Origin of the sequence: Bradyrhizobium sp. 190, from assembly GCF_023073415.1 — a bacterium.
Classification (GTDB): Bacteria; Pseudomonadota; Alphaproteobacteria; order Rhizobiales; family Xanthobacteraceae; genus Bradyrhizobium.
Genome location: NZ_JADPJL010000062.1, coordinates 122,022 through 148,716, shown reverse-complemented (window position 1 = coordinate 148,716; position 26,695 = coordinate 122,022). Strand labels below are relative to the sequence as shown.

Here is a 26,695-nt window from a genome sequence, read left to right as displayed (position 1 = left end):
CGAGATTGGCTTTCCCAGAACAGGTTTGCCCATGAGTGCATCGGCGCTGCCCAAATCCGTCGATGGCATGCTCGAGTTGTTGACCTCGCGCGGCTATCTGGCCGAGCGGTCACTGGCGACGGTGACCTATCTGTCGCTGCGCATGGGCCGGCCGCTGTTTCTCGAAGGTGAGGCCGGCGTCGGCAAGACGGAAATCGCAAAAGTTCTGTCGGCGGCGCTCGGGCGCAAGCTGATCCGCCTGCAATGCTACGAGGGGCTCGACGTCGCTTCCGCCGTCTACGAGTGGAGCAGTGCGGCGCAGATGATCGCGATTCGCCTGGCGGAGGCCGCCGGCGATACCGACCGCGAGCAATTGTCGTCGGATATTTTCGCCGAGCGTTTTCTGATCAAGCGCCCGCTGCTGCAGGCGCTGGAGCCTGACGTCGCCGGCGCGCCGGTGCTCCTGATCGACGAACTCGACCGCGCCGATGAGGCGTTCGAGGCGTATCTTCTGGAGATCCTCAGCGACTTCCAGGTGACGATCCCCGAGTTCGGCACCATCAAGGCGCCGCAACCGCCGATCGTCATCATCACTTCCAACCGTACCCGCGAGATTCACGACGCGCTGAAGCGCCGCTGTCTCTATCACTGGGTCGACTACCCGGAGGCCGAGCGCGAGCTCGCGATCGTCAAGTCGCGCGTGCCGGGCATCTCGGCAAAACTGTCGCAGCAGGTCGTCCGCTTCGTGCAGGTGCTGCGCGATCAGGATTTCTACAAGTCGCCGGGCGTTGCCGAGACCATCGACTGGGCGACCGCCTTAACGGAGCTCGACGCCCGCTCGCTGACGCCGCAAATGGTCGGCGACACGCTGGGCGCGCTGCTGAAATACCAGGACGACATCGCGCGGATGCAGGGCGATACGCTGCAGAAGGTTCTGAAGGAAGCGACGAGCGAGAATTAACTCGCGCATCGCGCGCCCCGGAGTGACGGGTTGCACCATGACTGATATCGATCACCTCAATCCGCCGACCGGGCATATGGCCGACAACGTCGTCGGCTTCGCCCGCGCGCTGCGTGCGGCCGGGATTCCCGTCGGCCCCGGCGCGGTCATCGACGCGCTCAACGCGCTGCAGGCGATCGAGATCGGCAACCGCGCTGATGTCTACGCCACGCTGGAGGCGATCTTCGTCAAGCGTCACGAGCATATGCTGATCTTCGCACAGGCCTTCGACCTGTTCTTCCGCGCCGCCGAAGACTGGAAGCACATGCTGGATTCGGTGCCGCTGCCGGATCACGCCAGGAAGAAGCCGCCGCCGGCCTCGCGCCGCGTGCAGGAGGCGCTGGCGCAGCCGTCGATGCGCGACGAGGCCGAGCAGATCCAGGAACAGGAGCTGCGGCTGTCGGTCTCCGACAAGGAGATCCTGCAGAAAAAGGATTTTGCGCAGATGAGCGCGGCCGAGATCGCCGAGGTCACGCGCGCCATCGCCAATATGAAGCTGCCGCAGGCCGAACTGCGCACCCGCCGCTATCAGCCGGACTCAAAAGGCCTACGGCTCGACATGCGGCGCACGCTGCGCAGCTCCTTGCGCACCGGTGGCGAGATCATCGACATCAGAAAGCTCGGCCGGATCGAGAAGCCGGCGCCGATCGTGGCGCTCCTGGATATCTCGGGGTCGATGAGCGAATATACCCGCCTGTTCCTGCATTTCCTTCATGCCATCACCGACGCCCGCAAGCGCGTGTCCGTGTTCCTGTTCGGCACGCGGCTCACCAATGTGACGCGGGCGCTGCGGGCGCGCGATCCGGATGAAGCGCTGGCGAGCTGTTCGTCGTCGGTGGAGGACTGGGCCGGCGGCACCCGCATCGCCACCTCGCTGCACAGCTTCAACAAATTGTGGGGCCGTCGGGTGCTCGGGCAGGGCGCCATCGTGCTCTTGATATCAGACGGGCTGGAGCGGGAGGCTGACGCCAAGCTGGCCTTCGAGATGGACCGGCTGCATAGGTCTTGCCGGCGCCTGATCTGGCTCAATCCGCTGCTGCGCTACAGCGCCTTCGAGGCCAAGGCGCAGGGTATCAAAATGATGCTGCCGCACGTTGACGAATTCCGCCCGGTGCATAACTTGACATCGATGGAAGGGCTGATCGAGGCGCTTTCGGCGCCGCCCCCGCCGCACCATCGCAGCCTGATCCGATCGGCAGCCTGAAGGAGGTTCTCCCATGCTCAACCGCGACGAAGACATTCTGCAGGCCGCCGAGAACTGGCAAAAAGCCGGCCACGGCGTGGCGCTGGCGACCGTGGTCGAGACCTGGGGCTCGGCGCCCCGGCCGGCCGGATCGAGCCTCGTCATCAACGATGACGGCACGTTCTTAGGGTCGGTCTCCGGCGGCTGCGTCGAGGGCGCCGTCGTCACCGAGGCGCTGGACGTGATCGCCAGCGGCAAGCCAAAAATGCTGGAGTTCGGCGTCGCCGACGAGACCGCCTGGAATGTCGGCCTGTCCTGCGGCGGCACCATCCGCGTCTTCGTCGAGAAGGTGGGCCAGTCGTGAAACTGGAAACACTCACACAGGTAAATACTGAGCGCGCCGCGCGCCGCCCGGTCATCGTGATCACCGATACCGCCAATGGCGAGCAGCGGCTGGTGAAGGCCAAGGATATCGCAACCGATCCGTTGAGCGCCGAACTCTCAAAGCAGCTCCGCATGGGCAAGAGCGGCATGATCGAGAGCGGCGGCAAAAAACTGTTCCTCAACGTCTACGCGCCGACTGCGCGGCTTGTCATTGTCGGCGCGGTCCATATCAGCCAGGCGCTGGCGCCGCTGGCGCGTTCGCTCGATTACGACGTGACGGTGGTCGATCCGCGCACGGCGTTCGCGAGCCCCGAGCGCTTCCCCGACGTGCCGCTGATCGCCGAATGGCCGGACGTGGCGCTGCCGCCGCTGAACGTCGATCACTACACGGCGTTCGTCGCCGTCACGCATGATCCCAAGATCGACGACCCGGCGCTGCTGCATGCTTTCGAGCGCGACTGCTTCTATATCGGCGCGCTCGGCTCGCGAAAGACTCATGCCAAGCGCGCCGAGCGGTTGAAGGCGCAGGGCGCTGATGATGCCGACATCGCGCGCATCCATGCGCCGATCGGGCTTTCCATCGGTGCGGTGTCGCCGTCGGAGATCGCGGTCTCGATCATGGCCGAGATCACCGCCGAGCTGCGGCTGCCCAAGGAAGGCGCAAAGCAAACCGCGAAGGTGCAGGCGGCATGAAGTTCGGTCCCGCCAGTCCGGCCGACGCGATTGGCGGCGTCACCGTGCATACGCTGCGGCAGGGGGCGCTGGTGCTCAAGAAAGGCACCACGATTGGGCCTGCCGAGGTCGAAGCGCTCAACAAGGCGGGCGTCAAAGAGATCGTCGTGGTGCGGCTGGAGGAGGGCGACGTCTCCGAGGACGTTGCGGCCGCCAGCATCGCGCAGGCGGTTGCCGGCGAGGGCGTCAATGTCGAGCGCGCCTTTACCGGCCGATCCAACCTGTTCGCGGCGCAGGCCGGCGTGCTGGTGGTGGATCGATCAGCGGTCGACCGCATCAACGGCGTCGACGAAGCCATAACTTTCGCGACGCTCGCTGCCTTCAAGCCTGTCGTCGAAGGCGAGATGATCGCGACGGTCAAACTCATTCCGTTCGGCGTCGAAGCGAAGCTGCGCGATGCCGCCGTCGATGTCGCGGGCAAGGGCGCGCTGCGGATTGCGCCTTACACCATCAAGAAGGTCGGCGTGGTCTCGACCCTGCTGCCCGGGCTTTCGCCAAAGGTGATCGACAAGACCTTGCGGGTGACCGCGGAACGGCTGGCGCCCGCTGGCGCCACCATCGTTGCCGAGCGTCGCGTGCCGCATGATGAAGCTGATCTGGCTTCGTCCATCAAGGAATTGCTCGGTCTCGGCGCTGAGCTGGTGATCGTGTTCGGCGCGTCCGCGATCGCCGACCGCCGCGACGTGATCCCGGCCGCGATCACCGAGATCGGCGGCGCGATCGAGCATTTCGGCATGCCGGTCGATCCCGGCAATTTGCTGCTGATCGGCAGTGCCGGCGGCGTGCCGGTGCTGGGCGCACCGGGCTGCGCGCGTTCGCCCGTCGAAAACGGTTTTGACTGGGTGCTGATGCGGCTTCTCGCCGGGTTGAAGGTCACGCGCGCTGAGCTGACCGGCATGGGCGTCGGCGGCCTCCTGATGGAAATCGTCACCCGGCCGCAGCCGCGCACCGTTGCCGACCTCGAAGCCAACCGCAACGTCACCGCCGTCGTGCTTGCCGCCGGGCGCTCGACCCGGATGGGCGGCCCCAACAAGCTGCTCGCCGAAATCGACGGCAAGAAGCTGGTGCGAATCGTCGCCGAGCAGGCGCTGGCATCGAAAGCGAATGACGTGATCGTCGTCACCGGCCATCAGGCCGATCTCGTCGAGCAGGCGCTGGCGGGGCTCAACGTGAAATTCGTCCGCAACCCGGATTTCGCCGGGGGCCTCGCGTCCTCGGTCAAGGCCGGCATATCAGCGGTGCCCGAAAATGCCGACGGTGCCGTCGTCTGCCTCGGCGACATGCCGTTGATCTCTGCCGAACTGATCGATCAGCTCATCGAGACCTTCGCGCCGGACCGCGGCCATCTTATCGCCGTACCCGTCAGCGACGGCCGCCGCGGCAATCCCGTGCTGTGGTCGCGGCGCTTCTTCAAGGAATTGATGACGCTCGACGGCGATGTCGGTGCCCGCCATTTGATCGCCAAGCACACGGAGGCCGTCGCGGAAGTCCCGGTCGACGGCCAGAGCGCGTTTCTCGATATCGACACCCCGCAGGCGCTCGAGGCGGCACGGGGATCGTAGGGTGGGCAAAGCGCAGCGTGCCCGCCATCCTTTCACAATCGCAGAGAAATGGTGGGCACGCTGCGCTTTGCCCACCCTACGAAGCTCCTATTCACCAAGTTGAAACTCCCTCCCGGTTAGATTCTGCAGGTTACCTCGGGGGAGGGGCTTTTGATCGTTTCGACCGTCGCGGCCAAGCGCCGCGCGCTCTTTATCGTTGCGCTGACGCTGACACTGGGCGTCTCGGGCTACATCACCAGGGCGTGGGCGGCCGGCGCCTTCGCCGTCGGCAAATGCGGCGCCTATGGCCAGGCCTATGACTATCCGGCCGAGGCCGCCGCGCGTGCCGCGGCGCTGAAACAGTGCAAGGGCAACTGCACCGCGCTCACCATGAATCGGGCCTGCGCCGCGCTCGCGGTCGATATGACCAATCCGTGCGGTCCCCACGGCTATGCCGTAAAGCCGAAAATTTCCAGCTCGCTCAACGCCGCGACAAGGAAGTGCTACGAATTCGGCGGCAAGGAGTGTGTGATCCGCGCCTGGGCCTGCGACGCCAAGGGGTGAGCTTCCTCACCCGACGTGGTCTTCCGCTTCGGACATATTGACGCTACGCTTGGCGCGAACCGTTCCAATCCCGTCATCGGCGCAAATCAATCATGCAATTCGACACCAAGATCGCGGTCGTGATCCGGACCGACCTCGAACCGTGGCAGAAGCTCAACGTCGCTTCATTCCTCGCCGGCGGCATTGCCGCGGCCTTTCCCGAATGCATCGGCGAGCCCTATGGCGATGCATCCGGCACGAAATATCTGTCGTTGATTGGCCAGCCGATCCTGATCTACGGCGCCGACCGGTCGGGGCTCTCCCGCGCACTTGAACGGGCGCTCGCCCGCAACGTCACCCCCGCGGTCTATACCGAGGACATGTTCAAGACCACGCATGACGCCGCCAACCGCGAAGTGGTGCGCGCCGTGATCCGCGCCGAGCTCAATCTGGTCGGGCTCGCGATGCGCGCCGAGCGCAAGGTGATCGACAAGATCGTCGACGGGCTGAAGTTTCACAGCTAGGGGCGAGAACTGATAAATTCTGAGCCGCCGACTGATGTCGGACGGTTGCTGGAACGTTGATATCGTAATGCGCGACGGCTGCTCCATCGCTTCGGTGCCGAAGGTCCGGCGAGCATGCTTGCGAATGTGAAACCGTTCATAGAGCCAACGCGTAAGCCAAAATAGCCTTGCTCGGCTGGCAATAGAAGTTCTCCAGTCCGTCCAAGGCAACGCGGTTTTCGGCCCAACAATCGGTACGTGATTGCCCTAGCGAGAACTCAAACTTATGAGCCGAGCGGCAAGGATTGCGTTGTTTGCTGGCGTGTTGGCGCTGATCACTTTGGTTGGCGGTGCCAGCCTTATCGTCAGCCAGACCAGTGTACGCCCTGATGCCATTCGTTCGTCCGTTACGCGGTCTGAAGCCGGGGTTGAGAAAGCATGGGCGTTGCCTGCGGCATCAACCTTCAAGAGGGAACTGACGTGGCAGTCGAACCCGTCGTTGTGCGGCCCCGCCAGTATAGCGAACGCGCTGAGATCCCTCGGCGAAACGGCAACCTCCGAGGCTGCGGTTCTGGCGGGGACGGGTCGTTGCAGGACCGGCGTTTGTTTTATGGGATTGACACTTGACGAGCTTGGGGAAGTCACGCGCTCGAAGACAAATCGCACCGTTAGCGTGTTGCGAGATCTCTCACCCGAACAATTCCAGCGGCACCTGCGGCGTGCCAACGAGCCTGGCCGCCGCTACATCATCAATTTCAGCCGCAAGGAAATTTTCGGAGGCGGGGCAGGCCATCACTCTCCGATCGGAGGGTATCTGGAGGCGGAGGATCTGGTCTTCGTCCTGGACGTGAATCGCGATTATCAACCATGGCTTATCGAACGCGACCGTTTGTTTGCAGCGATGGACACCTGGGACGGGAAAAGGAAACGCGGTCTGTTGTTGATCGAATGAGCCCCATCGGCCGGCGAAGAAGTTTGTACCGTTACATGCGTCGGCGAGGTTCAGGTCCGCAAAGTACGCAGGGTATGTTGAGTCATATTTCCGCCCGGCGAATATCTGGCGTAGCCTTAGCTGCGATTGCGGAGGTAACCAGTCATGCGAAACTGTGTTCGTACACTGTCCACGATTGGCGCTGCTGCACTGATCGGTATTCTCGGGCTTGGCCATTCTGCCAAAGCTCAGTCCCCATCGGTCACCCAGTCGCCATGCTTGGAACCGGCACGCCGGGTCCCGACCCGGACCGCCCGCTTTGAAGGCCTCGTGCAGGGATGTGAGCAGGCATGATCAGGAAGGCCGAAGAACGAGACGCGTCCAGCCTGGCCGCGGTGAGCATAGAGGTCTGGCTGAATACGTATCTCCGGAATGGCGTCAGTCCGGTGTTTGCGGACTATGTTCTTGCGGAATTCACGGCGCGGAAGTTTCGTAACGCGATCGGCGATCCCGATCTGACGATCTGGGTATCGGAGAACCGGACGGGAATTGATGGCTTCGTGAAGGTCTGTTCGACGGCTGCGCCGCCACTGGCAGATTGCTCGCCGCTGGAAATCACGACCCTGTATGTTCAACCGAGGCACCAGTCGGGCGGAAGGGGCGGCGCGCTGTTGCGTCATGCCCTGGACCACTGCAGGCGCATGGGTGGCGAAAGCGCCTGGCTGACGGTCGAAGCCGAAAACCGCCGGGCAATCGACTTCTATCTCCGGCATGGCTTTACCAGGATCGGTTCGACGGATTTTGTGATCGCCGATCAGGCCTACGAAAACTACGTGATGAGGACGGACCTTCGGCATCCGCTTGGCTGATCAAAGCGCCAGTATCCGACATTGCGGCACGAACCCATCGTGCCCACGCGGCAGCGGTAGCCGCCTGGCAACTGGTTTGCGCCCGAACCCTACAGTCCGACAAATCCGCGCAGCTTTTTGACTGTTTCGGCGGCGTCCTTGGCTTCCTCGGTTGTCAGGACGATGATCTCGCCGGTACGCTCATGCAGGACGCTGTGATGGATTGCCGCGCCTGAAAGGCCGTCCACGTTCGACTTCACCGCGATGTCGTCGATATTGGAGAGCGGGAATTCGACGGGCTTTTTGTTCCACAGCAGCATTTTTTGCTGCAGCGTTGCCTTGCCGGAATCCTTGTCGAGCGTAAGCGTCGTTGAGCCTGATTTCAAAACAAGCTTGCGCGGAGCTTCTTCGATACTAGCCATGGCAGGTCTCCTGCTGGTTCCCTTTCACATGCCAGGTATCGGGCAATTCTAATCCAGAACGCGGCGACCGAACAGGCCACGTTGGACGGTGCGGGAGGATGCCGCAGCGGTTGCGGCTTTTGGTTTGCCGGCGATTCGCTGCGCCGTCGCAGTCTCGCGTCTGTCGGCGCGGTCGCGGTTGCGGCCTCTGGCGGTCTTGCGGCACGGCCGCAAAACGCAAATACTCCTTCCAGTTGGGCTTCCGATGGGAAGCCCGGCCAAGAAAAGCCCGGGAGCGGGCAACAAGGGAGAGACGTCATGGTGCGGGAAACCGGGGGCAATGCGGCTGACGGCAACAAGTTCGATACCAGCCGGCGCAGATTTCTGGGCAGTTCAGGTCTGGCGGCGATAGGCGCCGTCATCGGCGGCGCGTTGCCGCTCTCGCGCAACGGCGCGGGCATTACCCAGGCCCACGCCCAGGCGGCCCCGGCCGCCGCGCCCGCGCCGGCCAAGGGACCGCAACATCTGAAATTCCCCGGCAAGAACGAAGGGCTGGTCGTGCTCGGCGAAAAGCCGCTGGTCGCCGAGACGCCGGAAAGCCTGCTCGACGACGACACCACGCCGATCGAGAAATTCTACATCCGCAACAACGGGCAGATCCCCGAGGAGGCGAAGGATCCCGACGCCTGGAAAATCACCATCGATGGCGAGGTCAACAACAAGATCGAGATCACGCTTGGCGAGTTGAAATCGAAGTACAAGGCCGTGACGCGGCGCATGGTGCTGGAATGCGGCGGCAATGGCCGCGCGGCGTTCTCGCCGCCGGCGCGCGGCAACCAGTGGACCAATGGCGGCGCCGGCTGCGCGGAATGGACCGGCGTGCCGCTCGCCGATCTGCTCAAGAAGGCCGGGCTGAAGCCATCAGCGAAATACACCGCGCATTATGCGGCCGATCTGCATCTCTCGGGCGACGCCGGCAAGCCGACCATCTCGCGCGGCGTGCGCATCGAAAAGGCAATGGACCCGAACACGATGATCGTGTGGGCCATGAACGGCAAGCCGCTGCCGAACATCCATGGCGGGCCGGTGCGGCTGGTCGTGCCGGGCTGGGCGGGCTCGGCGTCGCAGAAATGGCTGACGCGCATCACCATCCGCGACAAGGAGCATGACGGCCCGGGCATGACGGAGTTTTCCTATCGCACGGCGATCAAGCCGATGGTGCCCGGCGGCAAGGGCGATCCGGCGAATTTCCGCATTCTGGAGTCGATGCCGGTGCGCTCCATCATCACCAATCCTGCGAACGGCGCCAAGTTCGCCGCCGGCACCAAGGAGCTGAAATTGCGCGGCGCATCCTGGGCCGGGGATCTCACCGTCAGGCAGGTGGATGTCTCGACCGATTTCGGCGCGAGCTGGCAGCGGGCCAAACTGGAAAAGCCGAAGAACAAATATGACTGGCAGCGCTGGACCGCGACCATCAAACTGCCGACCGACGGCTATTTCGAAATCTGGGCGCGTGCCACCGATTCCAGGGGCGCGATGCAGCCGCATCAGGCCGGCTTCTGGAATCCGCAGGGCTATGGCGGCAACGCCATGCACCGCATCGCCGTGCTGGTCGGATGATGCAGCGTTTTGCGTGGCTCGCCTTGGCCGGGACGCTCTGGGTTTCGCCGGCAACGGCGCAAACAAGCTTCACCCCGCGCGAGGAAAGCCCGGAGGAGTTTGCCGCGGGCGCCGGCCGCAATGAGGCCTTCTACGCCTGCACCGCCTGCCACGGCTTCCGCCTGGTGGCGCAGCAGGGCATGACGCGCGCACAGTGGGAGGATTCGATCAATCTGATGGTCCGGCGCCACAACATGCCGCCGCTCGACGACAAGGACCGCGAGGTGGTCCTGAGCTATCTCGAGACGGCCTATCCACCGCGCGCGCCGGCGGGCAGGGGAGGCTGGGTGAACCCGTTTGCAAAGTAAGCGCCTGGATTCGAGCTGCGCTCTTGACGCAGCCGCGCTCCAAGCCAGAATGCCCGGCGGCTCGCGCCGGGAGGCGATCATATGAGGTTTTTGATTACTGCGCAGGATACGGCGGGCAATGTGACCCTCAACCGGGGGTCAGTTCCGGCTGCGTTGAAGAAAGCCGGGGAATTGATATCGGACGGCTGCTGGAACGTCGAGATAGTAACGCCCGATGGGGCCACCTATCAGCCCGGTGAGTTCGATCAGTTGAGAGAGCGAGCTGGCCCGGCGGGTCCCGATCTATCGCTGACCGCGCAATAACGGACGTCCGCGCTTAGCCCTCAGTGTCGGCTGCTGCGCCTCACCAGGAGTTACCCCTCCAGGGTAAATCCAACGCGCAGAGCGACCTGGTAATGGCGAACGGATCCATCCTCTATGTGGCCGCGCGTTTGCACCACCTCGAACCATTTCATGCCGCGAATAGTCTTTGATGCGCGAGTGATCGCATTCTGAATGGCATCCTCGATGCTTTCTTCGGAGGAGCCGACGAGTTCCAGGATCTTGTAAACATGGTCTTTCATTTCGGCAGGATCTGGCACGGCGAACCTCCGTTGTCATGTGCGTGGGGAATCCAGCTTTATCCACCTACGGCGGAATCTTGATCCGACGTGAGCCAACGCCATGCTCGCATCCGAGTTCCGGCGAACAGTCATGATTGACGGGGGCAGGCGGCTGGACCGTCTGATAGGCGCGCTTCGCGACGTCCGCTCTACTTCCAGAGCGGACGCCACTTGTGCTCGGGCGTGACCGTGGTTTGCGATGTCAGCAGCACCGCGCTTGCTGAACTCGAAGAACCGCCGCTACCGCACCGCGATCGGCGACACCGTCGAGCCCGAGCCGCCCTGAATTTTGAGCGGCTGCATCACGAAGGCGAATTCGCCGACGCCCTTTTGCGCGAGCTCATCGAGCTTGAGATTTTCAAGCAGATGGATGCCGTTCACCACCAGCGCGATCTGGTGCACCGGAAGCGATAATTGCTTGTCGGGGTTGGGCGCGACCTCGACCGGCCAGTTGTCGGCGCCGAGCAGCATCGGGTCCTTTGCGGCAAGCCAGAGCGCGGCCGGCACGCCGATGCCCGGGCAGGATTTCACGTAGCGGGGATTGTCCTTGCCGTAGAGCTTGCCCCAGCCGGTATGGATGACCACGGCGTCGCCGGGCTGCAGCGTCAAGTTTTGCTTCTTCAGGGCGCCCTCGAGATCGTCCACCGTGATTTCGTAATTGTCGCCCAGCATCTCGACGCCCTTGAAGCCCGCGACGTCGATCAGGACGCCGCGCGTGAACAGCGTGCCGACATTGTGGATACCGAACTTCTTGAAGCCGGTGCGATCGACGTTCTCGTCGACCTTCTGGCAATTGTACCAGCTGTTGAGATGGGTCTGGTGCGCAAAGCCGTCAAACTGGGTGCCGACCTGCCCGAGCTCGGTGATGATGATCTCTTCGTTCGAGCCGCGCATGTTGGAGAACTGGTTCATGAACGTGCGCTTGCTGTGCATGTCGAAGCGCCGCGTTCCGAAGAACGCCATGCTGGGGCCGAGCACGTGCGCGAGTTCGATCACCTCGCCGGTCTTGATCAGCTTCGCCGCGTTCATCACGGCCGCGGGCTTCTGGTGATTGGCCGAACCGCGCTCGTCGGCCGCGCCCCATTTCGACGGACAGCGCTGGCTTTCCGCCGGAACGGTCCAGCTTGGTGTCTGCGCGTAGGCGGCGGCGGAAAACGCAAACGTGATCGCCGCACCCAATGTGAATGCTTTCATCTGTACCTCCCAAGTGAGGGTGCTCTGGAGACGGCACCCCTGGGACAAATAATGCTGATACGATTGAGGCGGTTCAAGCGGCAATCCGCCTTGTCACGGTCACGTTGTGCTTCCACGCACGCCTCGAAGTCCGCTATGATGAGGTCAAATGGACGCGGAAGGCTCGTTGCCCCCACGCCAATCAATATTCATGTCAGGGAGTAAGCACATCATGAAACGCCGTACATTCCTCAAAGGCGGCGCCCTGGCCGGCGCGACGACGCTGGTTGCGGCACCTGCGATCGCGCAAGGCTCGCCCGAGATCAAGTGGCGCCTGACCTCGAGCTTTCCAAAGTCGCTCGATACCATCTTCGGCACGGCGCAGACCTTTTCGAAATACGTGGCTGACGCCACCGACAACAAGTTTCAGATCCAGACCTTTGCGGCGGGCGAGATCGTGCCCGGCCTGCAGGCACTCGACGCCGTGAGCTCGGCGACCGTCGAGATGGCGCAGACGCCGCTCTATTTCTACATCGGCAAGGAGCCGGCGTTGACTTACGCGACCGGCGCGCCGTTCGGCATGAACCATCGCCATCAGCATTCCTGGTGGACATTCGGCGGCGGCGCCGAGCTCTGCAACGAGGCGCTGAAACCCTTCAAGACGCATGCGATTCTATGTGGCAACTCCGGCACGCAAATGGGCGGCTGGTTTCGCAAGGAGATCAAGACATCCGATGATCTCAAAGGCCTCAAATTCCGCATCGCCGGCATGGGCGGCCATGTGCTGGCAAAACTTGGCATCGTGCCGCAGCAGATCGCGGGCGGCGAGGTCTATTCAGCGCTCGAGAAGGGCTCCATCGATGCCGCGGAGTTCGTCGGCCCCTATGACGATGAGAAGCTCGGTTTCTACAAGGTCGCGAAGTACTACTACTTCCCCGGCTGGTGGGAAGGCGGGGCGATGCTGCACATGATCGTCAATGAAGAGAAGTGGAATGCGCTTCCCAAGCAATACCAGGCGATCCTCAACCAGGCCGGTTCGGCGGCGGGCGCTTGGATGATCGAAAAATATGACAGCGTAAATCCTGCCGCCCTGAAGCGGCTTGTCGCCGGTGGAGCGGAGCTGCGCGCGTTCCCGCAACCGGTCATGGAGGCCTGCTACAAGGCGACGCAGGACCATCTGAATGAGATTGCCGAGAAGAGCCCGCTGTTCAAGAAGACAAAAGAGAGCCACGACGCGTACATGAAGGAAGTGCTCTCCTACACGCAGATCGCGGAAAACTATTACGACAACTACCTGCTCAGCAAAATGCGCAAGGGCTGAGTGCGATGAGGTTCGTCCTCAATCGCGAACCTGATCAAGCATGCGTAGCCCGGATGAGCGAGCAGCGACATCCGGGTCTAGACCCTGATCAGGTCGCCGTGGCGCTGACATAAGGAATGCTGCCCACGACGGCGAAAAGCAGGATCGCGTTGGTCAGCATGCCGCCCCAATGCAGCCGGCGGAGCCGACGCACCGCATCGGCATCGCCGGCATCCCTGGCGCTGAGCTGGGCATCCCATTGTCGCAGAAACCAGCGGCGCCCCCAGACCGCGAAAGCCGCGAGCAGGCCAATGCCAATGGCGAAAACCGGCCGGCCAGTCACGGCAAAGACCACCGTCCCGATGACACCGGCAACGCTCGTCATGAGAAAATGGACATTGAACATGCCGCGCAACAGCTGGGTGACGGGCGGGATGTCGAGCTTCACCAGCAGAAAGGCGGGCGCCGCCAGAAAAAAATAACCCATCGGAAAAAGCAGGATGACAATGGCGGCCAAGGCAACGGCGTCCGACGTCATGCGATCACCCCTTCTTTTCCCATCGGGCGAGGGCCTTTCAGCGGCAGCTTATAATAATACCTTGATGTCTTCGACACTATTGGGCTTTGGTCGGACCGCGATGGGGTTCACTCGACGAGTTTCCAATATGCGTCTTTTCGAACCACTTTGCCGTCGTGGAAGGTGTAGAAGTCGCAACCCCGGACTTCCAGCTTCTTGCCATCCCGACCAGTGCCAGTGAGGCACCATTTCGAAATGCCGGTTTGAGATTCCGAATCCACAAAATGCTCGGCGTTCCCGTAATGGACGTCGGGCAGTCCTTCAAAACGCCCAGCCAGCCCTTGCCGCACATTCTGCTTGCCCTCAAAGCGGGTGCCGTACGGCTTATTCCCCCTTGGCATCTCCAAAACGCAATCATCGGCAAAGAAACTCATGATCCGATCCAGATCGTGCGCGTTAAACGCATCGCATATCTCTGTTAGCTTGCCTCGAATATCCATCTGCGCCTCGCTCGGCTTCAACACACGGTCATTTCGCAGGCCAACGCTTCATAACCCAGTCAATCATGTCGTTCGGGCGTGGACAACGCTTTCGGGCGAGGCCTCGGGCGAACGTATTCGCTGGGAGTACGCTCAGCGCGGGCAATCGCGCTTGAAAAGCACTGCGCGAAAAATCTAATTTGCTGAGCAGATTCAATCTGATTTGGGTCGTCCAGCCAGCTCCACAAATATAAATCGCTTCCCTCTTCCCCCAAATCAGTGGCTATTTCCGCGCGTCCCGCCTCGACAAGAGGGGCGTATCGCGGTCGTCACGAACGCGAGGCGGGATGTGGTGGACGCAGCAGCGTCGGCGCGAAGAGTGGATGCAGGGCAGGTCTATCCTGTGAGCGTTCGCGTCGCGCAGGACGTACGGCGCTGAAGCGTACGGCAAAACCGTGTGGTCCCGACACCCGTGGCTGGTGCCAAGCTGCCGGTGGCGAATTCGATCCGACCGGATCGATTGAGCCATCAAGCCGGCAGCGATGGAGGCAAGACGAATTCGTCTCCAGGGAGAGCGCGGCATAAGCCGTCAAACCATTGCGCAGGGAATGCCGGAGTGCTCCGGCTGTACCTGTATGCTCGTGTGCGCCCCTATCTCCACATTGCACACGAGACCGCGGGTGCAGCAAGCACCCGGCATTCCCTGCTCCCTCCGATTTCGAAGGAGGGGACAAGTTCATGCAAACCTCGGGCGGATCACGCCGCGAGAACGCGAACGCATATCTCAATGACGGCCGAGCGAGGGATTTCGTAGCCCGGATGGAGCCAACGGGTCGCGCGAATGCGCGCCCGATGACAGGCTCCGCGAAATCCGGGGCCGTGACGATGCGGTGAGGAATCCCGGATTGCGCTCCGCTCCATCCGGGCTACGGGGCTGTGAGAATGACGCGAATGGGCCGCGGCGCAGCCGATACCCCGCATGTGTGGGATATCGCGCTGTTGGGGCCGCACGTAATCCTCCGCGGGAGGCGATCGGGATTACGCAAACGCCGGTCACGCCCATGTGAAAGTGCGTTTCCAGGTTCGAATTGACAATGACTGACTAGTCAGTCATATTGTGGCATGGCAAATGAAATGACCAAAAAGACCCGGAAATCCGCCCCGAAACCGGCCAATCGCCGGACCGGGGAGATGGCGCCGGCCGCTCCGGTGTCGCCCAAGCCCGCCTCCAACCGCGCCGAACGCGCGGCCGAGCGGCGCGGGGCCATTATCGAAGCGGCGATGGACGAGTTCATTGCGCGCGGATTTGCGGCGACGCGGCTCGACGATGTCGCCAGGCGCGCCGGCGTCGCCAAGGGCACGATCTATCTGCACTTCAAGGACAAGGAATCGATGTTCGAGGAATTGATCCGCACTGCCATCGTGCCGATGATCAACCGTCTCTGGGGTACGCCACCGCAGCCCGGCGCATCGGTGCGCGACATGGTGGAGGGGTTTGCCAAGACCTTCATCGAGGAGGTGGCGACGACGCGGCGCGGCGATCTCGTGCGCCTGATCGTCGCTGAGGGGCCGCGATTTCCTGAAGTAGCTGACTTCTATTACCGCGAAGTGGTGTCGCGAGGCCTTGCCGGCATGCGCGCGCTGATCGAACTCGGGATTGCGCGCGGCGAGATCAAACAGAAAAACCTGGCGCGGTTTCCGCAAATCATGGTGGCGCCCGCGCTGATCGCCGTGATCTGGCAGAGCCTTTTCAGCAGACATGCGCCACTGGACGCGCTCGAAATGTTTCGGGTGCATCTCGATCTGATTTTTGGCGAACGGAGGACGACATGACCTCGTCGCGAACGATAACGATCCTGGCTGCGCTGGCGCTCGCTGCCGTGCTCACGGGTTGCAAGGAGCGCAAGGATCCCGGTTTTCAGGGCTGGGTCGAGGCCGACATGATCTTCGTCAGTCCCGATGAGACCGGCCGCGTCACCAAGCTCACCGTGCGCGAGGGCGACGAGGTGAAGCCCGGCATGCAGCTCTATTCGGTCGACGACGACCTGCAGCAGGCCGACCTCAATCAGAACAAGGCCACGCTCGCCAATGCACAGCAGACCTTCGATCGCGCGTCGTCGTTGAGCAAGACCGGTTCCGGCACCCAAGCCAACCTCGATTCCGCGACCTCGGCGTTGCGTGTGGCAGAAGCCCGCGTCAACACCTCGCAGACCCGGCTGGCGCGGCGTAGCGGCTTTGCGCCGGTCGGCGGCACCATCCAGCAGATCTACTTCCGCGAAGGCGAAATGGTGCCGGCGCAGCGGCCGGTGTTGTCGATCATGCCACCCGGCAACATGAAGCTGCGCTTCTTCGTGCCGGAGACGGAACTGCCGAAGCTTGCGATCGGTGACGAGGTGAGGGTGACCTGCGACAATTGCGCGGCCGACCTCACCGCAAAGATCTACTTTATTGCGACCACGGCCGAATACACCCCGCCGGTGATCTACAGCCTCGATGAGCGCAACAAGCTGGTCTATCTGATCCAGGCGCGGCCGAGCCGGCCTGATGTCCTGCGCGTCGGCCAGCCGATCAGCGTGTTTCTCAATCCTCGAACGCCAATGGCGGACAAGCGATGAGTCCGGCTCCTGCATCAGGCCCCGATATCGCCATCAACGTCGAGGGCCTGTCAAAATCGTTCGGCGGCCGCGAGGTCGTGCATGACCTTTCGATGCAGGTGAAGCGCGGCTCGATCTACGGTTTCCTTGGACCCAACGGCTCCGGCAAGACCACCACCATCCGCATGCTGTGCGGGTTGCTGACGCCTGACGCCGGCGAGGGGACCTGTCTCGGCTACGACATCCGCCGCGACGCCGACAAGATCAAGCGCCTGGTCGGCTACATGACGCAGCGATTCAGCCTGTATCAGGATCTCTCGGTGCGCGAGAACCTCGAATTCGTCGCACGGCTTTACGGCCTGCGCGATGCGCGGGGCGCGGCACGCGAGATGATCCAGCGTATCGGCTTGAACGGCCGCGAGGAGCAGCTCGCCGGTGAGCTTTCGGGCGGCTGGAAGCAGCGGCTGGCGCTCGGCGCCTGCACGCTGCCCAATCCGCAATTGCTGCTGCTGGACGAGCCGACCGCCGGCGTCGACCCCAAGGCGCGGCGCGATTTCTGGAACGAGATCCACGCGCTCGCCGCCGAAGGGCTGACGGTGCTGGTCTCGACCCACTACATGGACGAGGCCGAGCGCTGTCACGAGATCGCCTATATCGCCTATGGCCATTTGCTGGCGCACGGCACGGTGGACGAGGTGATCGCGAAATCGGCGCTGTCGACCTGGACGGTCTCCGGCGACGACCTCAACGGGCTCGCGGCCGAACTCGCAGGCAAGCCCGGTATCGACATGGTGGCGCCATTCGGCACCAGCCTGCACGTCTCGGGGCGCGACAAGCCCGCGCTTGAAGCGACCATCGCTCCCTATCGCAATACGAGGGGATGGCAGTGGCAGGATAGCGAGCCCTCGCTGGAAGACGTGTTCATCGATCTCATGACCCGCTCAAAGGACAACTTCCAATGAGTGCAATAGAGACGACCAATCAAGATCGCGGCGGCAGCGAGCCGGCCTTTGGCTTTTGGCGGCGCAGCTATGCGATGCTGGTCAAGGAATTCATTCAGCTCCGGCGCGACCGCGTCTCGTTCGCGATGATCGTGATGATCCCGGTGATGCAGCTATTGCTGTTCGGCTACGCCATCAACACCACGCCGCGCCATCTGCCGACGGCGGTATTGATCCAGGAGGACAGCGATCTGGCGCGCTCGGTGCTGAAGGCGCTGGAGAATACCAGCTACTTCCGATTCACCCGCGAAGTGCACAGCGTCGCCGAGTTCGACGACCTCCTGCAGTCCGGCAAGGTGCTATTCGGGGTCGAGATCCCGCGCGGCTTCGAACGCGCGGTGCGGCGCGGCGACAAGCCGGCGCTGCTGGTCGCGGCTGACGCCACCGATCCGGTCGCGGCCGGCTCGGCACTCGGATCGCTCGGCATGGTGGTGCAGACCGCGCTCGCGCACGACCTTCACATCGGCGATCCGCCGGAGCTCCCGTTCGAGATCAGGGCGCATGCCCGCTACAACCCGGCCGCGGAATCGCGGCTCAATATCGTGCCGGGCCTGGTCGGCACCATCCTGACCATGACCATGCTGATCTTCACGGCACTATCCGTGACGCGCGAGATCGAACGCGGCACCATGGAGAGCCTGCTGTCGATGCCGATCAGGCCAGTGGAGGTGATGTTCGGCAAGATCATTCCCTACGTGATCGTCGGCTTCATCCAGGCGACGCTGATCGTCGGCATCGGGGTCCTGCTGTTCGGGGTGCCGATCCTCGGCAGCGTGGCGCTGCTGGCTGTTCTGACGACGCTGTTCATCACCACCAACCTATCGATCGGCTACACCTTCTCCACCATCGTGCAGAACCAGTTGCAGGCGATGCAGATGTCGATGATGTTCTTCCTGCCCAGCATTCTCCTGTCCGGATTCATGTTTCCGTTCGCAGGCATGCCGGTCTGGGCGCAGTATCTCGGCGAGGGGCTGCCGCTGACGCACTACATCCGCATCGTCCGCGCCATCATGCTGAAGGGCGCTGCGCCTTCCAACCTACAATACGACACGATTGCACTCATTGCCCTGATGTTGCTGGCAATGACGATTGCGGTTACACGTTTCCGCCGTACGCTGGACTGAGGTGAACGCGCGCCTGATGCAATCGGCGGTTTTGTTCGGTGCAATTTGGGTTTAGACGGAGATGGTAATTTTCGTGCCATGGGGAGGCAAGAAGCCGGCGGTGATACCCACCGACTTCGAGCACGCGCTCACGCAGGAAGTGCTGCGCACCGAATTGATCCGCATCAAGGCGCTGATCGGGACAGTGGTGCTGCTGTCACTCATCTCCGGGAGCATCTTTTTCTTTGCGCCCGATGCGGTAATCCGGCTCTGGCACGGCAACCTCAATCCGCTTTACCTCTACGCCGTCGTCGTGCCGTTCATCCTGTTCGAGCTCTGGGTCCACGCTGTCATCAGCAGGCACCTCGAGGTCCACCACGATATACCGAAGTTTCGCCGCTATCTCAGCGCCTGTATCGAGACGTCGATGCCGACCGCTGCGCTCGCGCTGCAGATCAACAGCATGGGTTCGGAAGCAGCGCTCGGCTTCGTTGGACCGTTCATCTATTTCATCTTCATCATCCTCTCGACGCTGCGGCTGGATTTCTGGCTGTCGACCTTCACCGGCTTCGTTGCGGCGGCGCAGCTGCTCTGGATGGCAATGTTCTACCATCCGGCGGGCCATAGTGCGCCGGAAGCGAGTTTCCACTATCACGGCGCGCGCAGCCTGATCCTTTTGATCTGCGGCATGTTGGCCGGTGCGGTCGGCATGCAGCTACGTCGGCAGTTCGAGGCGAGTATCAAGGCGGCGACCGCGCGTGACCGCATCACCAACCTGTTCGGCCAGCACGTTTCGCCGCAGGTAGTCGAGCGGCTGATGGCCGAGGGCACCAAGACCGACAGCGACATTCGCCACGTCGCCGTCATGTTCGTCGATTTCCGCAGCTTCACCGCCGGCGCGCGGTCGCGCTCGCCGCAGGAAGTGGTGGACCGGCTAGACGGCGCCTTTGCCATTTTGGTCGAGATTCTCGATCGCCATGGCGGAATCGTGAACAAGTTTCTGGGCGATGGATTCCTGGCGTTGTTCGGCGCGCCGCTGGAGGCCGCGGACCCCGCGCACCGGGCTGTCGCTGCGGCGCGTGAAATGCTGGAAGCCAATGAACGGGTCAACGAAACGACGAGCTGGCCGCTGCGGATCGGCATCGGCATTCACATCGGCGAGGTGGTCGCCGGCAGCATCGGCTCGCCCCGGCGCAAGGAATACACTGTGATCGGCGACACCGTGAATTTCGCCTCGCGGTTAGAGGCGCTCAACAAGGACTTCAATTCGCAGTTCCTGATCTCGGAGGCGGTTCGCGATGCGCTCGGCGAAGCCTGCGGCGATGCCATCTCGCTCGGCGAGGTCGAGGTCAGGGGCTATGAGCGGCCGATGGCCGTGTGGCGGTTAGGATAGGGGAGTATCGAAATGCAGCGGCGTTATATCACTGTGGACGTTTTTACCGACCGCGCCTTCGGCGGCAATCCGCTTGCCGTGGTGCTCGATGCCGGCGGGCTGTCGACCGAACAGATGCAGGCGGTCGCCACCGAGTTCAATTATTCGGAGACGACCTTCGTGCTGCCGCCGGCCGATCCCGCCCACGACGCGCAGGTGCGCATCTTCACGGTGAACCGGGAGCTTCCGTTTGCAGGCCACCCAAACGTCGGCACCGCCTTCGTGCTGGCGACGCTGGCGGCAAAAACCCGGGCGCGGCTGCTATTCGAGGAGGGCGCGGGCCTCGTGCCGGTCGAGATCGTGACGGAGCAAGGCAAGGTCATCAGCACCGAATTCACCGCGCCGCAGCCGCTGAAGCGGATGTCGAATCTTCCCGTCGAACAAGCCGCGGCCTGCCTCTCGCTTTCGGCGAGCGACGTCAACACCGACCGGCATCCACCGCAGATCATCTCGGTCGGGCTGTCGTTCCTGGCCGTCGAGGTCGCCTCCCGCGAGGCGCTACGACGGGCTCGGCCCGATGCTGCGGCGTTCGCGAAAACCTTCCCGTGTGACGGCAGCGACGCCGTCTACTTCTATACCCGCGACGTACCGGAAGGCGAAAAGCCATGCGAGCTGCAGGCGCGGATGTTTCACCCCGGTGCCAGCGGACTGTCCGAAGATCCGGCGACCGGCAGCGCGACGGCAGCTGCCGCGGCGCTGCTTGCCGATCTCGACGACATCAAGGACGGCGAACTGCGATTGAAGATCGGGCAGGGCGTCGACATGGGCCGGCCGAGCCTGTTGCTGACGCGCGTCCGCAAGAAAGATGGTGCGATTGTCTCCACTCATGTCGGCGGAAGCTGCGTGCAGATAATGGAAGGAACGTTCCGGCTTGATGGAAAGGGGTAGTCGCTTCGTAGCCCGGATGGAGCGCAGCGTAATCCGGGGCAGGTCGATCCGCCTGCGGCACCGTTCCCGGATTGCGCTGCGCTCCATCCGGGCTACGGTTCTACACCTGCGGCGCCACCAGATTCTCCACCTTCACGCCGTCGCGCTCCTCGATGATCTCGGCGATCCATTGCCGGTGGCACTGGGTGTGGTCGCGCTCATAACAGAGAATGCACACCGGACCGGATTTGTTCACCAGCGCCGACAGCTCATCGAGTTCCTCCTTGGCCTGCACCGTCTTCAGATGTGCCGAATAGATTTTGTGCAGCAGGCCGAACTTCCCGCTGCGCGCCGCTTCGCGACCACTCTTCGGCGTCCCGAGGCCCTTCAGGTGCAGATAGGAAATACCGCGCTCGTCGAAGCCGGCCGCAAGTTGATTCTTGGAGAACCCCGGCCGCCGCGAGGACGCGACCGCGCGCACGTCCACCAGCAGCTTGACGCCTGCGGCTTCGAGTTCATCGAGCACCGCCTTCGCCGGCGTGTGCTCATAGCCGATGGTGAAGAGGCGTTTGGTCTTGCGGGCCATGTCGATCCAGACATTATGTCGCTGGCGCAAGGCTACGGTAATGGTCGATCGATTGCTACATCCGCGTTGCGGCCGGAAGCGGCGTGTCGCATAGTCCTGCCAAAGAGCCAGTCGATGGCCATTCTCGCTGGGGGACAGATGAACCGAATTAGCCGCTCGCTGACAACACTCGCGCTCGTGCTTTGCGGCGTTGCCGCAGCGCACGCCCAGACCAGCTATCCCGACCGCCCGGTGAAAATCATCGTCCCGATCGGCCCCGGCGGCAGTTACGATCTGGTCGGGCGGCAGCTTGCGGACGCGCTGTCGAAGCGGATGGGGCAGGCCTTCGTGGTCGAGAACAAGCCGGGCGCCGGCACCGTGGTCGGCACGCAGGCGGCCAGCCAGAGCGAGCCGGATGGCTACACGCTGGTGGTCGGCGGGCTCTCCAACATGGCGTTCAATTCGGCGCTGTATTCGAAGCTCGCCTACGATCCGCGCAAGGATTTCGTGCCGGTCGCACTGATCTACAAGTTCGGTTACGTGATGGTCGGCCGCAAGGATTTGCCGCATGGCAAGCTGGCGGACATCGTCGCCGCCGCAAAGGCCAACCCGGGCTCGATCTCCGTCGCGACAGCCGGCGTCGGCACCGGCCAGCATCTGGTGGCCGCCGCCTTCATGAAAGCCGCGGGCGTGAAATTCCTGGAAGTGCCCTACAAGGGTTCACCGCCGGCCTTCACCGATCTGCTCGCCGGCCGCATCGACCTGTTTTTCGATTCGAACGCCGCCGGGCTCCCTTACGTGCAGTCCGGGCAGGCGAAGGGCATTGCGCTGCTGTCATCGAAGCGCAGCCCGCTGGCGCCCGACGTGCCGACGATGTCGGAAGCCGGCGTATCCGGCCTCGACGTCGATTCCTGGCTCGGGATATTCGCACCCGCAAAGACGCCGCCGGACGTCATCGCAAAGCTGCGCCGCGACATCCGCGCCTCGCTGCCCGACCTGAAGGAGCGTTTTGAGAAGAGCGGCGGGGAGGTGTGGGATCTGCCTGACGACAAGCTCGACGCCTTCATCGCCTCCGAATACGAAAGCTGGACCAAGCTGATCCGCGAGGCCGGCATCAAGCTGGATTAGGAGTTACTTCACGCGCTCGATCAGCTCCATTGCGCCCGCCGGCGCGCGCACCTTGCCCTCGTGGATGACATAGGCGAACACGTCGCGCGGCGTCTTCGCGGGCTTCGTGGCATCGACGCGCGGCAGATCGTCGGGCTCACCGCCGCCGGCCCAGGCCTGAAAGCGCTTGGCCCAGGCGTCGAGCTGCTTCGGCGGATAGCAGGTCTTGAGCTCGTCATTGCCCTTCTGCAGCCGCGCATAGACGAAGTCGCTGACCACGTCGGCGATCGCCGGATATTTGCCGTGCTCGGCGAACACGACCGGCGTCTCGAATTGGCGCAGCAATGCGATGAAGTCAGGCACGCAGAAACTGTCGTGCCGCACCTCGACCACGTGCCGTAGCGCGCGTCCCTCGAGTTTGCGCGGCAGCAGTTCGAGGAACTTGCCGAAATCGGCCTCGTCGAATTTTTTGGTCGGCGCGAACTGCCACAGCACCGGACCGAGCCGGTCGCCGAGCTCCAGCACGCCGGAATCGTAGAAGCGTTTCACGGAATCGCCGGCTTCCGCCAGCACTCGACGATTGGTCGCGAAGCGCGGGCCCTTCAACGAGAACACGAAGCCGTCCGGCACCTCGCGCGCCCATTTGCGAAAACTCTCCGGCTTTTGCGAGCCGTAATAGGTGCCATTGATTTCGATCGAGGTCAGTTTCGACGCGGCGTAGGACAGCTCCTTCGCCTGCGTGAGCTTTTCAGGATAAAACACTCCGCGCCACGGCTCGAAGGTCCAGCCGCCGATGCCGATAAAGATGTTGCCGCTATTTCTTGCGGTCGATTTCGAAGGCTTGCTCACGGGAGGACTCGTCGGAACGGAGGGAGGAGGATCTGGTGGATGTTAACCAAATCGGCCCTGATTGGCCAGTTTGTCGCAGTGGGCGACAACCTTCCGGAAACGCGGGATAGCGGCGAAGTGTGACAGCCCGGGATATGGACACGGAAGTTCCTTCGACGGACAATGAACATGGCACTTGGCGCGCCAATTGCAAAGCATGCGGCATCGCAGGCCGATGCCGGCCAGAGGGTCTGGCAGTCGAGCCTGATGCTCTCCGTCTGTATCGACGCAGGTTAGGGATTTAGTTTGGCTTCGAGCGGACCCATGATCGGCAAGCATCATCCACCGCAACCGGCCTCGGCTCCGGGCAAGGCCGGCGCGCCGGCGCAGTTCGGCGCGTTGCTGATGACCGATGGCGGGACCCAGCGCAACGGGCCGCCGTACTTGTTCAGCGGACTGACGGAAACTGAAATCGCGCATGTGCTGGGCTCCGGCAAGCGCCGGGTGCTCTACCGCGGCGCGCAGCTGTTCAGCCAGGGCAGTCCGCAAGACGGCATCTTCCTGATCGAAAGCGGACGCATCAAGGTGTTCTACACCGCGCCGTCGGGCCGAGAGATCACGCTAGCCTATTGGCACTCCGGCAATTTCGTCGGCGGCCCGGAAGTCTTCAAGCAGGGCCTGCACGTCTGGTCGGGCATCGCAGCGGTCAACAGCACGGTGCTGCATTTGCCGGGCGATGTACTGCGGCGGATGGTGATGACGATCCCAGCGCTCGCTATCGGTATCATCGAGGGCCTCAGCTTCAAGGGGCAATGCTATTCCGCGCTGGCGCAAATGCTCGGGACGCGCTCGCCCACCGAGCGGCTCGCGCAGCTCCTGCTGCATCTGATGAATTTGTACGGCGTCGACGAGCATCATGGCATCTTGATCGCCGCGTCATTCACGCACGCCGATCTCGCGCATATGACGGGCGTGACGCGCCAGTCTGTTACCGTCAGCCTCAAGCGGTTTACTGAGCTTGGAATCCTGAGCGCACACGGCTCCAATCTCGTCATCAAGAACGCCGACATACTGAGCGAAATCCGCGATGGAAAGCTCGCCAAGGCCGCGGCTTCCGACGAAGCATGATGATCGGCGGCGGCCGGCAAGACCGTATCGCACAAGCGCCGTAAACCGCTCGATCTCAGGCCGATACCATGCTGTGGCGCGGGTCTTCGGACGGGATTGGGTGATTAAATTGTAATCAGGAAGCTCATCCGACAGGCCAACCGAGACAGCATTTCTGTCCATTTATTGAGCATCCGGATATTTCTTCGCAATACGTTGCTGGTTCGAAGCGTTCGTCGTTTCGGATTCAAAGGCAGCCGTTCAGAGTTCGCTTACCGGACGTTTCGACGTCCAGGATGGAAGCAAGCGAGTTCACGGCAAATGACGTCAACTTCCTTCTTTAGCCACGTTGTTCGCGGACCGGGCCATCGCGAACCGAACCCGCCGCAGGTCGTCGGCACGGGTCCCGTGGCATATCGCTTGCACCATTACCCTCGTCAAGCCAGTCAGCCTGCTCACCGCCGAGCAACCCCGTCACAGTCCGTTGCGGCCGGGGCTCTCCACGTGGGCATTGCACAAAATCCAGCACAGTTCAGTTCGAAAGGATTTGTCTAATGCGCGTCGGCCCTGCGTCTAAACTCTCTGGCTTCCTTCCCTTGCTCGTCGCCGCAACCGTCGGGTTTGCGCCTGCGACCGCAGGCGCAGAGACCCTCGAAATTGGAATCGGCACGCAAAACACCACCACCAACACGGTGACCGGCGGTGTCGTTCTGAAGGAGCTCGGGCTTCTCGAGAAGCACCTGCCGAAGACCGGCAAGTACAAGGACTTTCAGTACAAGCTGAGCTGGCAGAACGCGACATCGGGCCCGCCGATCACCAACGGGATGATGGCCAACAACATCCAGATCGGCATGATGGGCGACTATCCGCTGATGGTGAACGGCGCCACAGGGCAGGCCACCAAGAACGAAACGCAGCTCGTCGCCATCATCGCCTACAATGCGGTGGGTGGCGGCAACGGCATCGTCGTCCACAAGGACTCGCCGTTCTACGAACTGGGCGACCTCAAGGGCAAGAACGTATCGGTGCCGTTCGGCTCGGCCGCGCATGGCATGATGCTGACGTCGCTGCAGAAGCGCGGACTGCCGCCCGATTTCTGGAACCTGGTGTCGCAGTCGCCGGAAGTCGGCACCACCAATCTGCAGGAAAAGCGCATCGACGCGCACGGTGACTTCGTGCCGTTTGCGGAGCTGCTGCCGTTCAAGGGCTTCGCCCGCAAGATTTATGACGGCGCCGAAACCAAGACTCCGACATTCCATGGCGTGGTCGTGCGCAAGGATTTTGGCGAGAAATACCCGGAGATCGTGGTGGCCTACATCAACGCATTGATGGAGGCGAACGACTGGATGCGGAAGAATCCCAAGTTCGCAGCCGAGAAGATCGAGGAGTGGACCAAGATCAATAAGGAAGTGATCTACATCTTCCTGGGCCCCGGCGGCGTGCACACGCTCGATGCGACCATCAAGCCGCAGTGGGTCGAGTCTGTTGGAAACAATTACGCGATCCTGCAGAAGCTGAACATGATCAAGGAGCTCAATATCGGCGCCTGGGTCAACGACAAATATGTTCGGCAGGCCTTCAAAGAGAAGGGGCTCGACTACGACAAGCAGCTTGCCTCGTTCGATACCTACAATGTCACTGGTACCGATCCGATCTGTAACGCGCCGGTCAACGATCCCAAGAAGACCGGCGAGATCTGGATCCAGGGCGGCGACATCGTGCCGTTCAGCTCGCCGGTCTGCACGCTGCTTGGCGTGAAGAAGCTCGGCAGTGAGGGCAAGAAGTTCAACGCTGTCTATCTCGTCGATCACCAGCTCGGCATCAAGGTCTTCGCCGACGCCGCGTTCTATTCCGTCGGTGGCCAGGACCCGAAGAAGCCGGACGTCGTGCCGTTCCTCCTCAAGAAGGATGCGGAAGCCTATGCCGCCAAGAACGGCGCCAAGCTGGCGACTTATGCCGAGGTGCTCAGCGCCATCAATGTCGGGCAATAGGTGGACTGATGGGAAGC

At 62.6% G+C, this 26,695-nt stretch carries 29 protein-coding genes; 22 read left to right on the top strand and 7 right to left on the bottom strand.

Going from position 1 to position 26,695, the window contains the following annotated elements:
- Positions 1–31: 31 nt before the first annotated feature.
- The 9 genes from IVB22_RS29955 to IVB22_RS29915 all read left to right on the top strand — a co-directional run bounded on the left by IVB22_RS29955 (position 32) and on the right by IVB22_RS29915 (position 7,665).
- The gene (locus tag IVB22_RS29955; protein WP_247520758.1) at positions 32–940 is read left to right on the top strand and encodes a MoxR family ATPase; all 909 of its coding nucleotides are present in this window, start codon (positions 32–34) and stop codon (positions 938–940) included.
- A gap of 37 nt (positions 941–977) precedes the next feature.
- Positions 978–2,183 carry a VWA domain-containing protein gene (locus tag IVB22_RS29950; protein ID WP_247520757.1) on the top strand — a complete coding sequence of 402 codons (1,206 nt, stop codon included), beginning with the start codon at positions 978–980 and terminating at the stop codon, positions 2,181–2,183.
- A gap of 13 nt (positions 2,184–2,196) precedes the next feature.
- Positions 2,197–2,526: an XdhC family protein gene (locus tag IVB22_RS29945; protein WP_025589337.1), complete on the top strand. Its 330-nt coding sequence runs from the start codon at positions 2,197–2,199 to the stop codon at positions 2,524–2,526.
- Positions 2,523–3,239, top strand: a complete 717-nt coding sequence (locus IVB22_RS29940; protein WP_247520756.1) for an XdhC family protein — start codon at positions 2,523–2,525, stop codon at positions 3,237–3,239. The genes IVB22_RS29945 and IVB22_RS29940 overlap by 4 nt, the downstream gene beginning before the upstream one ends.
- Positions 3,236–4,840: an NTP transferase domain-containing protein gene (locus IVB22_RS29935; protein ID WP_247520755.1), complete on the top strand. Its 1,605-nt coding sequence runs from the start codon at positions 3,236–3,238 to the stop codon at positions 4,838–4,840. The genes IVB22_RS29940 and IVB22_RS29935 overlap by 4 nt, the downstream gene beginning before the upstream one ends.
- A 153-nt stretch (positions 4,841–4,993) precedes the next feature.
- Positions 4,994–5,383 carry a DUF4189 domain-containing protein gene (locus IVB22_RS29930; protein ID WP_247520965.1) on the top strand — a complete coding sequence of 130 codons (390 nt, stop codon included), beginning with the start codon at positions 4,994–4,996 and terminating at the stop codon, positions 5,381–5,383.
- Between the two features lie 92 nt (positions 5,384–5,475).
- Positions 5,476–5,886, top strand: coding sequence for a DUF2000 family protein (locus tag IVB22_RS29925; protein ID WP_247520754.1), 411 nt, complete (start codon positions 5,476–5,478; stop codon positions 5,884–5,886).
- Between the two features lie 265 nt (positions 5,887–6,151).
- Positions 6,152–6,817 carry a phytochelatin synthase family protein gene (locus IVB22_RS29920; RefSeq protein ID WP_247520753.1) on the top strand — a complete coding sequence of 222 codons (666 nt, stop codon included), beginning with the start codon at positions 6,152–6,154 and terminating at the stop codon, positions 6,815–6,817.
- A 329-nt stretch (positions 6,818–7,146) separates the two neighbouring features.
- Positions 7,147–7,665 (top strand): GNAT family N-acetyltransferase, encoded by a 519-nt coding sequence (locus IVB22_RS29915; RefSeq protein ID WP_247520752.1) that lies wholly within the window; start codon positions 7,147–7,149, stop codon positions 7,663–7,665.
- A gap of 89 nt (positions 7,666–7,754) precedes the next feature.
- On the opposite strand, the gene IVB22_RS29910 is transcribed toward IVB22_RS29915, so the two are convergent.
- Positions 7,755–8,066 carry a hypothetical protein gene (locus tag IVB22_RS29910; RefSeq protein ID WP_247520751.1) on the bottom strand — a complete coding sequence of 104 codons (312 nt, stop codon included), beginning with the start codon at positions 8,064–8,066 and terminating at the stop codon, positions 7,755–7,757.
- Between the two features lie 297 nt (positions 8,067–8,363).
- On the opposite strand from IVB22_RS29910, the gene IVB22_RS29905 reads away from it, so the two are divergent.
- The 3 genes from IVB22_RS29905 to IVB22_RS29895 all read left to right on the top strand — a co-directional run bounded on the left by IVB22_RS29905 (position 8,364) and on the right by IVB22_RS29895 (position 10,315).
- On the top strand, positions 8,364–9,665 hold the full coding sequence (locus IVB22_RS29905) for a sulfite oxidase (protein ID WP_247520750.1): 1,302 nt from the start codon (positions 8,364–8,366) through the stop codon (positions 9,663–9,665).
- Positions 9,662–10,012 carry a hypothetical protein gene (locus IVB22_RS29900; RefSeq protein WP_247520749.1) on the top strand — a complete coding sequence of 117 codons (351 nt, stop codon included), beginning with the start codon at positions 9,662–9,664 and terminating at the stop codon, positions 10,010–10,012. The genes IVB22_RS29905 and IVB22_RS29900 overlap by 4 nt, the downstream gene beginning before the upstream one ends.
- An 81-nt stretch (positions 10,013–10,093) precedes the next feature.
- On the top strand, positions 10,094–10,315 hold the full coding sequence (locus IVB22_RS29895; protein ID WP_247520748.1) for a hypothetical protein: 222 nt from the start codon (positions 10,094–10,096) through the stop codon (positions 10,313–10,315).
- Positions 10,316–10,365: 50 nt separating this feature from the next.
- Here IVB22_RS29895 and IVB22_RS29890 read toward each other — a convergent pair whose 3' ends face one another.
- Positions 10,366–10,575, bottom strand: a complete 210-nt coding sequence (locus IVB22_RS29890; protein ID WP_247520964.1) for a dodecin — start codon at positions 10,573–10,575, stop codon at positions 10,366–10,368.
- A gap of 279 nt (positions 10,576–10,854) precedes the next feature.
- On the bottom strand, positions 10,855–11,808 hold the full coding sequence (locus IVB22_RS29885) for a cyclase family protein (protein WP_247520747.1): 954 nt from the start codon (positions 11,806–11,808) through the stop codon (positions 10,855–10,857).
- A 211-nt stretch (positions 11,809–12,019) separates the two neighbouring features.
- Here IVB22_RS29885 and IVB22_RS29880 point away from each other — a divergent pair, with 211 nt between their 5' ends.
- On the top strand, positions 12,020–13,108 hold the full coding sequence (locus tag IVB22_RS29880; RefSeq protein ID WP_247520746.1) for a TRAP transporter substrate-binding protein: 1,089 nt from the start codon (positions 12,020–12,022) through the stop codon (positions 13,106–13,108).
- A gap of 88 nt (positions 13,109–13,196) precedes the next feature.
- Here IVB22_RS29880 and IVB22_RS29875 read toward each other — a convergent pair whose 3' ends face one another.
- Complete coding sequence (locus IVB22_RS29875) at positions 13,197–13,625, bottom strand: hypothetical protein (protein WP_247520745.1); 429 nt, start codon at positions 13,623–13,625, stop codon at positions 13,197–13,199.
- Between the two features lie 107 nt (positions 13,626–13,732).
- Positions 13,733–14,104 (bottom strand): nuclear transport factor 2 family protein, encoded by a 372-nt coding sequence (locus tag IVB22_RS29870; protein WP_247520744.1) that lies wholly within the window; start codon positions 14,102–14,104, stop codon positions 13,733–13,735.
- A 1,113-nt stretch (positions 14,105–15,217) separates the two neighbouring features.
- Here IVB22_RS29870 and IVB22_RS29865 point away from each other — a divergent pair.
- From IVB22_RS29865 to IVB22_RS29840, 6 genes are all read left to right on the top strand, one after another.
- Positions 15,218–15,916 carry a TetR/AcrR family transcriptional regulator gene (locus IVB22_RS29865; RefSeq protein ID WP_374207731.1) on the top strand — a complete coding sequence of 233 codons (699 nt, stop codon included), beginning with the start codon at positions 15,218–15,220 and terminating at the stop codon, positions 15,914–15,916.
- On the top strand, positions 15,913–16,698 hold the full coding sequence (locus tag IVB22_RS29860; protein WP_247520743.1) for an HlyD family secretion protein: 786 nt from the start codon (positions 15,913–15,915) through the stop codon (positions 16,696–16,698). The genes IVB22_RS29865 and IVB22_RS29860 overlap by 4 nt, the downstream gene beginning before the upstream one ends.
- Positions 16,695–17,639 (top strand): ABC transporter ATP-binding protein, encoded by a 945-nt coding sequence (locus IVB22_RS29855; protein WP_247520742.1) that lies wholly within the window; start codon positions 16,695–16,697, stop codon positions 17,637–17,639. Before IVB22_RS29860 ends, IVB22_RS29855 begins: the two co-directional genes overlap by 4 nt.
- Complete coding sequence (locus IVB22_RS29850; RefSeq protein ID WP_247520741.1) at positions 17,636–18,802, top strand: ABC transporter permease; 1,167 nt, start codon at positions 17,636–17,638, stop codon at positions 18,800–18,802. Before IVB22_RS29855 ends, IVB22_RS29850 begins: the two co-directional genes overlap by 4 nt.
- A 61-nt stretch (positions 18,803–18,863) precedes the next feature.
- A complete protein-coding gene (locus IVB22_RS29845; RefSeq protein WP_374207729.1) occupies positions 18,864–20,174 on the top strand; it encodes an adenylate/guanylate cyclase domain-containing protein in 1,311 nt (436 codons plus the stop codon).
- A gap of 12 nt (positions 20,175–20,186) precedes the next feature.
- Positions 20,187–21,101, top strand: coding sequence for a PhzF family phenazine biosynthesis protein (locus IVB22_RS29840; protein WP_247520739.1), 915 nt, complete (start codon positions 20,187–20,189; stop codon positions 21,099–21,101).
- 100 nt (positions 21,102–21,201) lie between these two features.
- On the opposite strand, the gene IVB22_RS29835 is transcribed toward IVB22_RS29840, so the two are convergent.
- Entirely contained in the window at positions 21,202–21,666 is a 465-nt protein-coding gene (locus IVB22_RS29835) for a DUF488 family protein (protein ID WP_247520738.1), read from the bottom strand.
- A gap of 114 nt (positions 21,667–21,780) precedes the next feature.
- Here IVB22_RS29835 and IVB22_RS29830 point away from each other — a divergent pair, with 114 nt between their 5' ends.
- Positions 21,781–22,773, top strand: coding sequence for a tripartite tricarboxylate transporter substrate binding protein (locus tag IVB22_RS29830; protein WP_247520737.1), 993 nt, complete (start codon positions 21,781–21,783; stop codon positions 22,771–22,773).
- A gap of 3 nt (positions 22,774–22,776) precedes the next feature.
- On the opposite strand, the gene IVB22_RS29825 is transcribed toward IVB22_RS29830, so the two are convergent.
- Entirely contained in the window at positions 22,777–23,601 is an 825-nt protein-coding gene (locus IVB22_RS29825) for a DUF72 domain-containing protein (protein ID WP_247520736.1), read from the bottom strand.
- A gap of 303 nt (positions 23,602–23,904) precedes the next feature.
- Between IVB22_RS29825 and IVB22_RS29820 the strand changes: the two genes are divergently transcribed.
- Both IVB22_RS29820 and IVB22_RS29815 read left to right on the top strand, forming a co-directional pair.
- A complete protein-coding gene (locus IVB22_RS29820; RefSeq protein ID WP_247520735.1) occupies positions 23,905–24,708 on the top strand; it encodes a Crp/Fnr family transcriptional regulator in 804 nt (267 codons plus the stop codon).
- Between the two features lie 533 nt (positions 24,709–25,241).
- Complete coding sequence (locus tag IVB22_RS29815) at positions 25,242–26,678, top strand: ABC transporter substrate-binding protein (protein ID WP_247520734.1); 1,437 nt, start codon at positions 25,242–25,244, stop codon at positions 26,676–26,678.
- Positions 26,679–26,695: the final 17 nt, after the last annotated feature.